Source organism: Actinomycetes bacterium (assembly GCA_036000965.1).
Taxonomy (GTDB): Bacteria; Actinomycetota; CALGFH01; order CALGFH01; family CALGFH01; genus DASYUT01.
This window is the reverse complement of record DASYUT010000272.1, coordinates 1-14,657: the sequence shown is the minus strand read 5'-3', so window position 1 is coordinate 14,657 and position 14,657 is coordinate 1. Positions and strand designations below refer to the sequence as shown.

At 71.2% G+C, this 14,657-nt stretch carries 9 protein-coding genes and 4 pseudogenes; 12 read left to right on the top strand and 1 reads right to left on the bottom strand.

Annotated elements, in window-relative coordinates:
- Together VG276_24170 and VG276_24165 are read left to right on the top strand one after the other, a co-directional pair.
- A partial coding sequence (locus VG276_24170; GenBank protein HEV8652395.1) for a transposase family protein occupies window positions 1-523 on the top strand: 523 nt, incomplete at its 5' end.
- A gap of 427 nt (window positions 524-950) precedes the next feature.
- Entirely contained in the window at window positions 951-1,946 is a 996-nt protein-coding gene (locus VG276_24165; protein HEV8652394.1) for an IS481 family transposase, read from the top strand.
- On the opposite strand, the pseudogene VG276_24160 reads toward VG276_24165, so the two are convergent.
- Window positions 1,943-2,188, bottom strand: a pseudogene (locus VG276_24160) (peptide-methionine (S)-S-oxide reductase). The gene VG276_24165 and the pseudogene VG276_24160 overlap by 4 nt on opposite strands.
- A gap of 376 nt (window positions 2,189-2,564) precedes the next feature.
- Between VG276_24160 and VG276_24155 the strand changes: the two are divergent.
- The 10 genes and pseudogenes from VG276_24155 to VG276_24110 form a co-directional block, all read left to right on the top strand.
- Window positions 2,565-2,780 carry a DUF2007 domain-containing protein gene (locus VG276_24155; GenBank protein ID HEV8652393.1) on the top strand — a complete coding sequence of 72 codons (216 nt, stop codon included), beginning with the start codon at window positions 2,565-2,567 and terminating at the stop codon, window positions 2,778-2,780.
- A gap of 305 nt (window positions 2,781-3,085) precedes the next feature.
- On the top strand, window positions 3,086-5,872 hold the full coding sequence (locus VG276_24150) for an AAA family ATPase (GenBank protein HEV8652392.1): 2,787 nt from the start codon (window positions 3,086-3,088) through the stop codon (window positions 5,870-5,872).
- Between the two features lie 171 nt (window positions 5,873-6,043).
- Window positions 6,044-7,426, top strand: a complete 1,383-nt coding sequence (locus VG276_24145; GenBank protein ID HEV8652391.1) for an AAA family ATPase — start codon at window positions 6,044-6,046, stop codon at window positions 7,424-7,426.
- Window positions 7,405-8,856 carry a LuxR C-terminal-related transcriptional regulator gene (locus VG276_24140; protein ID HEV8652390.1) on the top strand — a complete coding sequence of 484 codons (1,452 nt, stop codon included), beginning with the start codon at window positions 7,405-7,407 and terminating at the stop codon, window positions 8,854-8,856. The genes VG276_24145 and VG276_24140 overlap by 22 nt, the downstream gene beginning before the upstream one ends.
- Window positions 8,857-9,048: 192 nt before the next feature.
- Window positions 9,049-10,266, top strand: coding sequence for an epoxide hydrolase (locus VG276_24135; GenBank protein ID HEV8652389.1), 1,218 nt, complete (start codon window positions 9,049-9,051; stop codon window positions 10,264-10,266).
- Window positions 10,267-10,354: 88 nt separating this feature from the next.
- Window positions 10,355-11,257 (top strand): annotated as a pseudogene (locus tag VG276_24130) (alpha/beta hydrolase).
- Window positions 11,258-11,270: 13 nt separating this feature from the next.
- Window positions 11,271-12,032, top strand: a complete 762-nt coding sequence (locus VG276_24125; GenBank protein HEV8652388.1) for an alpha/beta hydrolase — start codon at window positions 11,271-11,273, stop codon at window positions 12,030-12,032.
- Between the two features lie 29 nt (window positions 12,033-12,061).
- Window positions 12,062-13,030: pseudogene (locus VG276_24120) on the top strand (thioredoxin family protein).
- A gap of 45 nt (window positions 13,031-13,075) precedes the next feature.
- A pseudogene (locus tag VG276_24115) lies at window positions 13,076-13,213 on the top strand (sulfite oxidase-like oxidoreductase).
- A 239-nt stretch (window positions 13,214-13,452) separates the two neighbouring features.
- Window positions 13,453-14,657 (top strand): epoxide hydrolase (locus VG276_24110; protein HEV8652387.1); only part of this gene is annotated, 1,205 nt, incomplete at its 3' end.

Genomic DNA, 14,657 nt, shown 5'->3' with positions numbered 1-14,657 from the left:
ACCCGACCAGGCCGGGCTGGCCGACTGCCAGCCCGGCGAGCGGCTGCTGCTGGACGGGACCCTGGTGCCGACCGGGAACCGCACTGGCCAGGAGGGCAAGGGGCTGTACAGCGGCAAGCGGCACAAAGCGGGGGTGAATCTTCAGGTGGTCAGTGACAACTGGGGCAGGCTGGTGCATGCCGGCGATCCGCTGCCGGGTGCGACCCATGACGCCGCGGCGTTTGTGGAGACCGGGTTGGAGCGGCTGCTGGCGGGCCATCCGACGCTTGGTGACAAGGGCTATCAGGGGTGCGGGATCCACACGCCGTTCAAGAAGCCGCGGGGCGGGAAGCTGCGCGAGACGCAGCAGGTCCACAACCGGGCGCATGCCAGCGCTCGTGCGCCGGTGGAACGGGCAATTGCGTTGTTGAAGCAGTGGAAGGTGCTGGGGACCGGCTATCGGGGGCCGTTGTCGGCATTGCCTGTGGTGGTCCGGACGGTGGTTGCATTAGAGAAGTTCAGAATCTACGAAAAGGCATTCTGAATAATGCTCCGAGGGCTACGCGTATCGGCGGCACGACTGCCCAGGGCGCTAATACTTGGGCTCCGCCTCCCGGTATTGCACCTCAGCGGACTCTGAGCTCCGACATGTCATTGACGAGCCAGCCGCTCCCAGCCCACCGATATCCCACGTGTTGCCTCATATCGGTCCTGCTCAACGGGCGAATTCGTTCGAGGCGAACTGGTGGAGCGTGGGGTGATGTGAGGCCTCGTTGCTGGCGATCTGCTGGCAGGTTGCGCATGGGCCGGGAGAGCGCCGACGCCGCCCTTCCCGACCCACGACGTCTGCTAGCTGTACTGCCCAGGGAGGTTGGTGCAGGGCTAGCTGGCCTGAGCGGAGTTGATCTGAACGAGGACCTCCGGGTCTGGTGTGGAGCTGCCAAGCACCCACGCCGACCCAGGAGGTCCTCGTGTGTCACCGTAACGCACCTTTGACCGAGCTCGGCCGGTTGCGGCTGGCCCGCGCCATCGTGGACCAGGGCTGGCCGGTGGCCCGGGCCGCCGAGCGGTTCCAGGTCAGCCGCCCAACCGCGCAGCGCTGGGCTCAGCGCTACCGCGACCAGGGACCGGCCGGGATGGCCGATCGGTCCAGCCGCCCCCACCACAGCCCGCACCGGACCCCAGCGCCGGCGGTGCGCCGGATCGTGCAGCTACGCTGGAAGCAACGACTTGGGCCGGCCCAGATCGCCGCCCAGGTCGGCCTGGCTCCCTCCACCGTGCATGCCGTCTTGGTCCGCTGCCGCATCAGCCGCCTCCGGGACCTGGACCGGGCCACCGGCCGGCCGGTCCGCCGCTACGAACACGACCATCCCGGCGACCTGGTCCACCTCGATGTCAAGAAGCTGGGCAACATCCCGGCCGGTGGTGGCCACCGGTTCCTGGGCCGCGCCGCTGGGGCCCGTAACAGCCAGGCCGACCGCTCCAGCGGCCGGACAAGTCGCCACCGCAACCCGCTGGACGGTCATGGGTTCATCCACGCCGCGGTCGATGATCACTCCCGGCTGGCTTATGCCGAGATCCACCCCGATGAGACTCGTGAGACCGCGGCCGGGTTCTTGGCTCGAGCCCACGCCTGGTTCGCCGACCGCGGGGTGGTCATCCAGCGGGTCCTGACCGATAACGGCGGCTGCTACCGTAGCCATCTCTGGCATCAGTCCTGCCAGCAGCTGGCCGTCACTGCCAGGCGGACCCGGCCGTATCGGCCGCAGACCAATGGCAAGGTCGAGCGGTTCCACCGCACCCTGGTCGAGGGTTGGGCGTATCGGCGGCTGTATGCCAGCGAAGCCGCCCGCCGGGCCGCGTTCGCGCCCTGGCTGCACTGGTATAACCACCATCGGCCCCACACCGCACTCGGCGGTCGCCCACCGATCACCCGCTGCACCAACCTCCCCGAGCCTTACAGCTAGCGAGCCGCCGCGCTGCGGTGGGGCAGCACCCAGTCCGGGCGCGGGAAGTGGCAGGTGTAGCCGTACGGGTAGCGCTCCAGGTAGTCCTGGTGCTCCGGCTCGGCCTCCCAGAACGGACCGGCTGGGGTGACCTCGGTGACGACCTTGCCCGGCCAGAGCCCGGACGCCTCGACGTCGGCGATGGTGTCCTCGGCGACCCGGCGCTGTTCCTCATCGAGGTAGAAGATCGCCGAGCGGTAGGCGGCCAAGACCCGCCTGTTCGAGTTGTCGCCCAACTGGTCCACCGCGCCCCAGCAGAGCGGGCACCTCTGCCCCGACCTCACCCTTGAGGACCGGCGTTCCTGAATCGGGCCAACCGCCGAATCCTGCCGGCGGCCCGCGCGGCCGGCGCCGCCGCCTGGCGGCGACACCTGGGCTTGCTACCGGACGGCCTCCGGGCCGAGGGGGCCCATCGACGGGCCATGAATCAGCCAGACCGACTCCTGCCTAGCGAAGCAGCGCAGGAACCGCCGACCGGTCCCGGCCGAGGTCTTCCACGAGCGCCACGGGCCGGCCAACGTGCGACCATGCTGCCAGGAGCGGCCGAACGGCAGGACCAGGAGGAGAGGAGTTGCGATCGTGGACGGCGCGACGGTGTCGGTGGCAGTCGTTGCCAGCCGTACCGAGGCGGAGCTGATCGCCGGCATGCTGCGCAGTCACGGCGTGAGCGCAGCGGTGTCGGCAGATGATGCCGGAGGACAGTACCCACAAATGCAGGTCGAGGGGGTTCGCGTGCTGGTTGCCCCCTCCGATGAAGCCTCGGCCCGTCGGCTCCTCGCCCGTCGCCAGCGATGACACCCCTACGAGGCAGTAGGCCGGTCCCAAGGCCGGCGTGAGGGGCGGCAAAGGAACAGTTCCTGCGTGCGACGGCGGCGGTTCTGGGTGGCGCCCTCGATGGCGCCCTGTGGTCTGCCTTCGGATCGGGGGGTCCTGTCGGAGCCGTGGACCGTCTACAGTGGGCCTGTTGCGCTTGTGTTGTTTGGAGGTTGGCGTGCCGTACGGCTGCTTCCTCGTAGACCGCTCATCGAGGCCTTGATCGAGATGGCCGAGCAGCTGGCGCTGCATCTCGGGTTGCACCACGGCGTCGTGGGGGCGGCGTAGTGTCGGTGCCGGGCCGACGCCGACCCGCCCGCCAGCGGGAACACGCTGGGCGGTTGCGGGGTCGACGCCGCGAATGTGACCTGCTGGACCAGCTCCTCGACTCGGTCCGCGCCGGTGAGAGCAGGGTTCTGGTGGTGCGCGGGGAGCCCGGGGTGGGCAAGACGGCCCTGTTGGACTATCTGGTCGAGCAGGCGTCGGGCTGCCGGGTGGCGTATGCGGCCGGGGTCGAGTCGGAGATGGAGCTGGTCTACGCCGGGCTGCACCAGCTGCTGACGCCGATGCTGGACCGCCTGGAACGGCTCCCGGCTCCACAGGCCAACGCGTTGCGGACGGCGTTCGGCCTTAGCCCGGGGTCTGCGCCCGATCGGTTCCTGGTCGGGCTGGCCGCCCTTAGCCTGCTGGCCGAGGTGGCCGAGGAGCACCCACTAGTCTGCCTGGTCGACGACGCGCAATGGCTGGATCAGGCCTCGGCCCAGGTCATTGGGTTCGTTGCCCGCCGGCTGGCTGCAGAGTCGGTCGGCCTGGTGTTCGCGGCCCGGGTTCTGGGCGACGAGCTGGCGGGGTTGCCGGAGCTGGTGGTCGAGGGCCTTCGGGAGGCCGATGCGCGTGCCCTGCTGGGCTCGGTGCTCACCGGGCCGCTGGACCCGCGGGTCCACGACCGGATCGTGGCCGAGGCCGGGGGCAACCCGCTGGCGCTGGTGGAGCTGCCCCGGGGGGTGACCCCGGCCGAGCTGGCGGGTGGGTTCGCCCTTCCCGACGCGATGCCGCTGTCGGGGCGGATCGAGGAGAGCTTCCGGCGGCGGCTTGAGCTGCTTCCGGAGGATAGCCGGCGCCTGCTGCAGCTGGCGGCGGCCGATCCGGTCGGCGATCCGGTGCTGGTGTGGCGGGCGGCCGAGCGGATCGGCATCACCACCCAGGCCGCGGCTCCGGCGGCCGAGGCCGGCCTGGTGGAATTCGGCGCCCGGGTGCGGTTCCGGCATCCCCTGATGCGCTCGGCGGCCTACCGGTCGGCGTCGCTCCAGGAGCGCCAAGAGCTGCATCGCGCCCTGGCCGAGGCCACCGACCGGGAGCTCGATCCCGACCGTCGGGCCTGGCACTGGGCCCAGGCCGCGCCGGGGCCCGACGAGGACGTCGCTGCCGAGCTGGAGCGCTCGGCCGGCCGGGCGCAGGCTCGAGGCGGGGTCGCTGCCGCGGCCGCGTTCCTGCAGAGTTCGGTGGCGCTGACCGTAGACCCGGCGCGGCGTGCGGAGCGCGCGCTGGCCGCCGCCCAGGCGAGCCTCCAGGCGGGTTCGTTTGACGCGGCGCTCGGGCTCGTGGCCGCAGCGGAGGGCGGAGCACTGGATGATCTCCAGCGCGCCCGGGCCGACCTGGCGCGCGGCCAGGTCGCTCTCGCCTTGAGCGGCAGCGACGCTGCGCCATTGTTGCTACGGGCCGCGAGGCGCCTCGAACCCTTCGACCTCGACCTGGCGCGCGAAACCTACCTGATCGCCTGGGGCGCGACGGTCGTCGCCAGCGACCTCGAAGGAGGACGCCTCCTCCTCGGCGAGATCTCTCGCGCCATCCGGGCCCTCCCTCCACCGCCCGGACCTCCCCGTCCCCTCGACCTGCTACTCGACGGGCTTGCCCTGCTAACCCTCGAGGGACGCACCGCTGGGACTCCGAGGTTGCAGCAAGCAGCGAAAGCGCTTCTTGAGATCTCGGTGGAGGACGTCCTTCGCTGGGGGTGGATGGCCACGGCGGCCAGCGACGCCGTGTGGGACAACGAGGACATGCTGGCGACCGCCGCGAGAGTGCTCCAGCTGGTCCGCGATGCCGGCGCGCTCGCGCAGCTGCCCATCCACCTGTCCGCCGTGGCCCTCGCAAGGGCGTGGATCGGCGACTTGGCGGGTGCCGCCTCGCTGGTCGCGGAGATCGACAGCGTGGTGGCGGCAACCGGGAGCCGCTTGGGGCCGGGTGCCGCGCTGAGGCTCCGGTCGCTGCAAGGAAGGGAAGCCGAGACCTCAGCATTGATCGCGAGCGCGATCGAGGACGCCGCGGCGGGTGGGCACACGATCGCGCTCTACGCGCATTGGGCGGCCGCGGTCCTCTACAACGGCCTCGCCCGCTACCAGGAGGCCGCGGAGTCCGCCAGACAAGCTACCTCGAGCCCCTTCGAGGTCTTTGTATCCGTACGGGTGCTGCCCGAGCTCGTCGAGGCGGCCGCACGCGGAGGAGATGCCGAGCTCGCCCGCGAGGCCCTCGAGCGGCTCGCGGAGACGACCCAGCCCTGCGGCAACGATCTCGCCCTCGGCATCGAAGCGCGCTCCCGGGCGCTGCTGAGCGACGGCGCCGCCGCCGCCGACCTGTATCGCGAAGCGATCGATCGGTTGCGCCGCACTCAGCTGCGTCCCGAGCTGGCTCGGGCGCAGCTGCTCTACGGCGAGTGGCTGCGGCGCCAGGGCCGACGCGTCGACGCGCGCGAGCAGCTGCGCACGGCCCACGACCTGTTCGCCAGCATTGGCATGGAAGCCTTCGCCGAGCGTGCCCGCACTGAACTGCTGGCCACAGGCGAAACCGCCCGCAAGCGCACCGTCGAGACGCACGACGCGCTGACGGCCCAGGAGGCCCTGATCGCGCGGCTGGCCCGCGAGGGGCTGTCGAACCCGGAGATTGGTGTCCGGTTGTTCATCAGCGCCCGCACGGTCAAGTACCACCTAGGCAAGGTGTTCACCAAGCTCGATATCAGCTCCCGCGCTCAGCTGGACCGGGCCCTGCCCGGCGACCCGGCCACCGCCCGGCCGCGCTAGCCGCCGGCCTCGTCGCGCCGCCAGACGAAGGGGTGGGTTCACCAAGAGTTTGCTTGACCGCCTGGTTTGTTGGGTTCAGGCTACTTTGGTTGTCCATCGAGGCTCGATCGTGATGGCCGAGCAGCTGGCGCCGAGCGGCGGGCCATGCCGCGGCGTGGTGGAGGCGGCGTAGTGGCGGTCCCGGACAGACGCCGACCGTCCCGCGAGCGGGAGCGCGCCGCGGAGTTGCGGGGCCGGCGCCGCGAATGCGGCGTGCTGGACCGGCTGTTGGACGCTGTGCGTGGAGGCGAGGGCCGCACCCTGGTGGTGCGCGGCGAACCGGGCGTGGGCAAGACGGCGCTGCTGGAGTACCTGGCCGAGCACGCTTCGGGCTGCCGGGTGGTGCGCGTCGCCGGGGTCCAGTCGGAGATAGAGCTTGCGTTCGCCGGGGTGCATCAGTTGTGCGCGCCGATGCTGGACCGCCTCCAGCGTCTGCCAGCTCCGCAGCGGGCCGCGTTGCGGACCGCATTCGGCCTCGGTTCCGGGTCGGCGCCGGACCGCTTCCTGGTCGGGCTGGCCACCCTCGGCCTGCTGGCCGGCGCGGCCGAGGAGCACCCGCTGGTCTGCCTGGTCGACGATGAGCAGTGGCTGGATCAGGCCTCCGCCCAGGTCCTTGGGTTCGTGGCCCGTCGCCTGGCCGCAGAGTCGGTCGGCCTGGTCTTCGCAGCTCGCGTCCCGGGCGACGAGCTGGCGGGGTTGCCGGAGCTGGTGGTCGAGGGGCTGCAGGAGGCCGATGCCCGGGCGCTGCTGGAGGCGGCGCTGACTGGGCCGCTGGACGCCCAGGTCCGGGACCGGATGATGGCCGAGGCCCGCGGCAACCCGCTGGCACTGCTGGAGCTGCCACGCGGGCTGCCGCCGGCGGAGCTGGCGGGTGGGTTCGCGCTCCCCGACGCAATCCCACTCTCAGGGCGGATCGAGGCGAGCTTCCGGCAGCGGCTGGACGCGCTGCCGGCCGACACCCGCGTGCTCGTGCAGCTGGCGGCGGCCGATCCGGTCGGCGATCCGGTGCTGGTGTGGCGGGCGGCCGAGCGGCTCGGCATCGCCACGGAGGCGGCGACGCCGGCAGCCGAGGCCGGCCTGCTCGAGGTCGGCACCCGCGTGCTGTTTCGGCATCCCCTGGTGCGGTCGGCGGCCTACCGGTCGGCATCGCTGCAGCAGCGGCAGGGTGCCCACCGCGCCCTTGCGGACGTGACCGATCCGGCGCTTGATCCTGATCGCCGTGCCTGGCACTGGGCCCAGGCCGCGCCCGGGCCCGACGAGAAGGTCGCTGAGGAGCTGGAGCGCTCGGCCGGCCGCGCCCAGCGCGTGGGGGCCTGGCCGCGGCGGCGGCGTTCCTGGAGCGCGCGGCCCTGCTCACTCCCGAGCACGGTCGGCGTGCTCGGCGCCTGCTCGCGGCCGCGCGGGCCAAGCGCGCCGCCGGCGCCCTGGACGCCGCACTTGGGCTGCTGGTCGCCGTCGAGGCCAGCGCGCCTGACCCCCTGCGGACGGCTGAGGTGGAGCACCTGCGCGGGCTGATCACCTTTGTGCAGCGAGGCGCCGGTGAGGGTGCTCGGCAGCTCCTCAGCGCGGCCAGGCATCTGGAGTCCCTGAATGCTTCCCTGCCGCGCGAGATGTACCTGGAGGCGCTCGGGGCCGCGATCTGGGCCGACGATCTGGGCAGCCTGGGCGTCCTCCGGGCGGCCGCCGAGGCCGCCCGCGCCGCGCCTCCCGCTCCCGACCCGCCGCTTGCGGTGGACCTCCTGCTGGATGCGTTCGCGCTGCGGTTGACCGAGGGCTTTGCGGCGTCCGCGGCGACCCTGAGTCGAGCGGTCGAGCTGGGTCTCGCGCTGGACGTCGCCGACGACGAGGTCGACCGCTGGCGCTGGCTCGCCACTGGAAGAGCCAGCGCCACCGCCGCTCTCGAGCTGTGGGACGCCGAGTCCTCGCATGCCCTGGCCGCTCGCCAGGTTCGATTCGCCCGCGACACCGGCGCGCCCGTGTACCTGCAGTACGCGCTCAACTCCCTCGCCACGACCCACCTGCTTGCTGGGGAGTTGGCCACGGCGGCACGGCTGCTCAAGGAGGATCGCCTGATCGCCGAGGTGACTGGGAACCCGCCGGCTCGGTATGCCGCGATGATGCTCGAGGCCTGGCGGGGCCGGGAGCCAGCGGCGTCGGAGCTGATCGAGGCCACCTCGCGGGAGGCGACCGCGTTGGGTATGGGCCGGCTGGTCAACACGGCGAACTATGCGAGCTCGGTGCTCTACAACGGCCTGGGTCGCCACGACGCGGCCCGCGACGCCGCCTGGCGAGCGTTCGAGCGCGACCAGCTCGGACTTGGGCCCTTGGTCGTGCCCGAGCTGGCCGAGGCGGCGGCCGGGACCGGTGAGGTCGCGCTGGTCAGGGCCGCGCTCCAGTGGCTGTCGGAACGCACGCGGGCGGCACCGTCGGAGTGGGCGCTGGGCATCGAGGCGCGCGTCCGTGCCCTGCTCAGCGAGGGCGAGGCCGCCGAGCGCTGCTACCGCGAGTCCATCGACCGGCTCGGCCGGACCTCCGTCCGCGCGCAGCTCGCCCGCGCGCATCTGCTCTACGGGGAGTGGCTGCGCCGCCGGGGCCGCCGCCTCGACGCCCGGGCGCAGCTGCGCATCGCCCACGCCCAGCTGGAGGCGATGGGCGTCGAGGCGTTCGCCGAGCGGGCCAGCCGCGAGCTGCAGGCCACCGGCGAGACCGCCCGCAAGCGCACCGTCGCGACCCGCGGTGCGCTCACCGCCCAGGAGGCCGTGATAGCGCGGCTCGCCTGCGCGGGGCTGTCGAACCCGGAGATCGGCGCCCGGTTGTCCATCAGCGCCCGAACGGTCCAGTACCACCTGGGCAAGGTCTTCGCCAAGCTGGCCATCACCTCCCGAAGCCAGCTCGACCGCGTCCTGGCCAGCGACCCGGCCACCACCCGGCCGCTCCAGCTGTAGCTCCGCCGTCGGCGCGTGGCAGGCCCTGACTGGCCAGTTGCGCTGGCCACCGGCGGATGCGAACGCCGGCCGGCGCCAACGAGACTTGGCGGGCCGCCGGCACCGTGTCGACACAGCAGAACAGCCGCAGGGTTCCGGACGATCGACGGGTGCCCATCGGTTGTCCCCGCAGCGATGACGAGGAAGCGGCCCATGACCGAGACCCGCCCCCGGCCCGCCGAGCCAGGCCCAGCAACCCAGGACACTACCGTCCGCCCCTTCCGCGTGGAGGTTCCGGACCAGGCACTGGACGACCTTCGGCGGCGCATCGCAGCAACGCGCTGGCCCTCCCGGGAGCTCGTCACAGATCGCTCGCAGGGCGTGCAGCTGGCCACGCTGCAGGCGCTCACCCGCTACTGGGCGACCGACTACGACTTGCGGAGAATCCAGGCCAGGCTGAACGCGCTGCCGCAGTTCACGACCGAGATCGACGGGGTCGACATCCACTTCCTCCACGTGAAGTCACCCCACGCGGACGCGTTGCCGCTGATCATGACCCACGGCTGGCCCGGCTCGGTCATCGAGCTGCTGGAGGTCGTCGGCCCCCTCACCGACCCCACCGCGCACGGTGGCCGGGCCGAGGACGCCTTCACGCTGGTGCTGCCGTCCCTGCCCGGCTACGGCTTCTCTGGCGAGCCGACCGAGGTCGGCTGGGACCCCGGCCGCACCGCGCGCGCCTGGGCCGAGCTGATGGGGCGCCTCGGCTACAGCCGCTATGTCGCCCAGGGCGGGGATGTGGGCGCCGTCGTCACCGACGCGATGGGCCGCCAGGCGCCCCAGGGGTTGGTCGGCATCCACACCAACTTGCTCGTGACCGCCCTGGGTAGCCCCCAGCCGACAGAATCCGAGCAGGAACGCGCCGCGGCCGACGCGCTCGCCAGCTTCCGTGCGACCGGCTTTGGCTACTTCCTGGAACAGGCCACCCGCCCCCAGACGATCGGCTACGCCCTGCTGGACTCCCCCGTCGCCCTGGCCGCCTGGATGCTGGACCACGACACCGACAGCTACCACAAGATCACCCGCGCCGTGCTCGACGGGCAGCCCGCGGGCCATCTCACCCCTGACCGGATCCTCGACAACATCACCCTGTACTGGCTGACCGGCACCGGGGCCTCGGCGGCCCGGGCGTACTGGGAGAGCGGACGAGCCCAAGCCCTCGCCGCCGGCCAGGCGCCTCCGCCGGTCCCGGTGCCGGTCGGCTTCACCACCTTCCCCGACGAGATCTTCGCCGCCCCGCGCAGCTGGGTCGAGCAGGCCTACCCCAACCTCAGCTACTTCAGCGAGGCCACCAAGGGCGGCCACTTCGCCGCCTGGGAAGAACCCGAGCTGTTCTCCGAGGAGGTCCGAGCGTCGTTCAGATCACTCCGGTAGTCGGCACGGTGGGGGGCGGCGCGCAGCTTGTGCGTGCCGTCCGCCTCCACTTCACGCGGAGACCCGAATGGTCGAAGCCACGAACCATCACCCCGCCTTTGGCCCCGTGAGCCAGGTCGATGCTGGCCTGCTGAGGGTTGGCTACGCCGACATCGGCCCGGCCGATGGTCGGGTGGCCGTGCTGCTGCACGGCTGGCCATACGACATTCACAGCTACGTCGACGTCGCTCCGCTGTTGGCGGCGGCCGGCTATCGAGTGGTCGTCCCCTACCTGCGTGGCTTTGGCACGACCCGCTTCCTGTCGGATGCGACGATGCGCAACGGGGAGCAAGCCGTGCTCGCCCTTGACGTGGTCGCGTTGCTGGATGCCCTCGAGATCGAGCGGGCGGTCCTTGCCGGCTTCGATTGGGGAGCCCGGACGGCCGACATCGTCGCGGCGCTCTGGCCGGAACGCTGCACGGGGCTCGTCTCGGTGAGCGGGTATCTGATCGGGAGCCAGGAGGCCGGCAAGATTCCGTTGCCGCCAGCGGCTGAGCTGCAATGGTGGTACCAGTACTACTTCGCGACCGAACGCGGGCGGGTCGGGTACGACCGCAACCGGCGCGACTTCGCCAAGCTGATCTGGCGGACCGCCTCGCCCAAGTGGAGCTTCGACGACGTTACCTTCGATCGCAGCGGCGCCGCCTTTGACAACCCCGATCACGTGCAGATCGTGATCCACAACTACCGCTGGCGGCTGGGCCTGGCCGACGGCGAGGCGGACTACGAGGAGCTGGAGCAGCGGCTCGCCCGAGGTCCGGTGATCGGCGTGCCGACCATCACCCTGGAAGGCGACGCCAATGGCGCCCCCCATCCGGACCCGAGCTCCTATACCGAGAAGTTCTCAGGCACCTATTCGCACCGGACCATCGGGGGCGGCGTCGGGCACAACCTTCCCCAGGAAGCCCCGGAGGCGTTCGCCAACGCCGTCATCGAGGTCGACGCCTCCTAGCGAAGGAGCTGTCATGTCACAGGCAACCACCGACGATGCCCCGCTCACTGTCGTACTCGTCCATGGCGCCTTTGCCGATGCCTCCAGCTGGAGCGGCGTCATCGAGCGCCTGCAGGCGGCCGGGATCCAGGTGACGGCGCCCGCGAACCCGCTGCGCGGTATCGCGCATGACTCGGCCTACGTCGCCAGCTTCCTCAACCAGATTCCCGGGCCCGTCCTTGCCGTGGGCCACTCCTACGGAGGAGCGGTGATCTCGAATGCCGCGACCGACACCGCTAGCGTCGTCGGGCTGGTCTTCGTCGCCGCCTTCGCCCCCGACGAAGGCGAGCGGCTGGGTGACGTAGAGAGCGGCTCCAAGGACAGCGTGCTGATGACGGCGCTGGCCCCGCGGCAGTATCCGACCGGTCAGGACTCGGAGGCGGCGGTTGAGTTCGCGATCGATCCCACCAAGTTCCACGATGCGTTCGCCGCCGACCTGCCACCCGCCCAGACCGCCGTGATGGCCGCGACCCAGCGCCCGGTCGCGGAGTTGGCGTTCTCGGAGCCGTCGGGCCCGCCCGCCTGGAAGTCCTCGCCCGCCTGGGCCGTGGTCGCCACCGGGGACAAGGCGGCCGGCACCGACGTGGTCCGTTCCATGGCCGAGCGCGCCGGTGCCACCATTACCGAGGTCGAGGGCTCGCACGTGATCATGGTGTCCCAGCCGGGAGCGGTCGCGGACGTCATCTTGACCGCAGCCGCGGCTGTTGCCCGGCCAGCCGCCGCCACGGCCGGCTAGCCATGGACCCGACCCGACCCGCGGTCGACCTGCCGGTCGAGGGTCAGCTGCCGTCGCTGGCCGGCGCCAGCGGCTGGTTGAACTCGCCGCCGCTCACGGCGATGGACCTTCGCGGCAGGGTCGTGCTGGTCAACTTCTGGACCTATACCTGCATCAACTGGCTCCGCCAGCTTCCTTACGTCCGCGCCTGGGCCGAGAAATACCAGGGCGACGGGCTGGTCGTGCTCGGCGTGCACACGCCCGAGTTCGACGTCGAGCATGATCTCGACAACGTCCGCCGAGCCGTCACGGAGCTGCGGGTCGACTACCCGGTCGCGATCGACAACGACTACGCCATCTGGGATGCGTTCAATAACCGATACTGGCCGGCCCTCTACTTCGTCGACGCCCAGGGGCGGATCCGCCACCATCGCTTCGGCGAAGGCGACTACGAGCAGTCAGAGGCGATCATTCAGCGAATGCTGACCGAGGCCGGGACCGGCCGCATCGGCCACGAGCTGGTGTCGGTCGATGCCGGTGGGGTGGAGGCCGCCGCCGACTGGGAAAGCCTGTGGTCGCCGGAGAACTACCTCGGCTATGGGCGTACTGAGAACTTCGCCTCCTCCAATGGCGCGATCCTGGACACCCCGCACGGCTATGCCGCCCCGGCGCGGCTGGGACTCAACCATTGGGCCCTCTCGGGTGACTGGACCGTCAACCGACAGGCCATCGTGCTCAACCAGGCCGAAGGGCGGATCCGGTACCGCTTCCACGCCCGCGACCTGCACCTGGTCATGGCACCAGCCGGGCCAGGCAGTCCCGTCCGGTTCCGGGTGCACATCGACGAGCAGCCGCCAGGAGCTGCGCACGGCGCCGACGTCGACGAGCAGGGCAACGGCACCCTGACCGACCCGCGGCTGTACCAGCTCGTCCGCCAGCCGGGCCCGGTCAGCGACCGCACCTTCGAGATCACCTTCTTGGACCCTGGTGTCCAGGCTTACGCCTTCACCTTCGGCTAGGTCAGGGACAACGGGAGCACGGAGCAGGAGCGGAAGGAGTGAGCGATGAGCACCGTGTCGCGCGGGTTCCGGGGCCGGCGGGAACGCCCCACCGTCGAGCTGCCGCCGGGCCAGTACCTGGTCAAGGACTTCCCGGTCCTGTCGGCGGGACCGACCCCGGACATCGACCTCCACGACTGGGAGCTGGTCATCACCGGCCTGCGGAGGCGGTAGGGACTGGGCCGCCCGCACGGCCGGGTGGAGCGCCGCCAGGGCACGACTGGCCAGTCGCGCTGGCCACTGGCGGATGCGAACGCCGGCCGGCGCGAACCAGACTTGGCGGGCCGCCGGCACCGTGTCGACACCACAGTGCAGCCGCAGGGTTCAGGACGATCGACGGGCTGTCCGTCGCCTTGTCCCTGCACCGATGAGAGGGAACGGCAATGTCGGAGAGCACCACCGCCGGACCACGTCCGGCCGAGCCAGGCGCAGCGGCCGAGGACGCCACCATCCGCCCTTTCCAGGTCAGTTTCCCCGACGAGGACCTGGCCGAGCTGCGCCGACGCATCGATGCGACCCGCTGGCCCGAGCGCGAGACGGTCGACGATGACTCCCAGGGCGTGCCGCTGGCGACCATGCAGGAACTCGCCCGCTACTGGGCGACCGAGCACGACTGGCGCCGGTGCGAGGCCAAGCTGAACGCGCTGCCGCAGTTCACGACCGAGATCGACGGCCTCGACATCCATTTCCTCCACGTCCGCTCCCAGCATGCGGACGCCCTCCCGCTCATCGTCACCCACGGCTGGCCCGGCTCGATCATCGAGCAGCTGAAGATCATCGGGCCCCTCACCGATCCGACCTCGCACGGCGCCAGCGAGGCGGACGCGTTCCATGTGGTGATCCCCTCCCTGCCAGGTCACGGGTTCTCGGCCAAGCCGACCGCCACCGGCTGGGACCCGATGCGGACCGCGCGCGCCTGGGTCGTGCTGATGGGTCGCCTCGGCTACACCCGGTTCGTGGCCCAGGGCGGCGACTGGGGTGCGGCCGTGACCCAGGCCATGGGCGCGCAGGCGGCTCCGGGGCTGCTCGGCATCCACTCCAACATGCCCGGCACCGCCCCCCCAGAGGTCGTCAGGGGCTTTGAGACCGGCGACCCGCCGCCGTCCGGTCTCTCAGAGGAGGAGCGAACCGCCTACGAGCAGCTACGCGCCTTCTACGCCAAGCACGTGGCTTACGCGAACATCATGGCGACGCGTCCCCAGACGCTGTACGGCCTGGCCGACTCGCCGGTCGATCTCGCGGCCTTCATGCTCGACCACGGTGACGGGACCGGTCAGCCCGGCCTGGTCACCCAGGTCCTTGAGGGGACGCTCCAGAGCGACCTTACCCGCGATGACCTCCTCGACAACATCACGCTCTATTGGCTGATCAACACGGGGGTCTCCGCGGCTCGCCTCTATTGGGAGAACACCGCCGACTTCTTCGATGCCAAGGCCATCACCATCCCGTTCGCCATCAGTGTGTTCCCCGACGAGCTGTACCAGGCGCCGCGGAGCTGGGCCGAGCGCGCGTACCCGGACAACCTCATCCACTACAACCGGCTCGACCGAGGCGGCCACTTCGCCGCCTGGGAGCAGCCCCAGCTGTT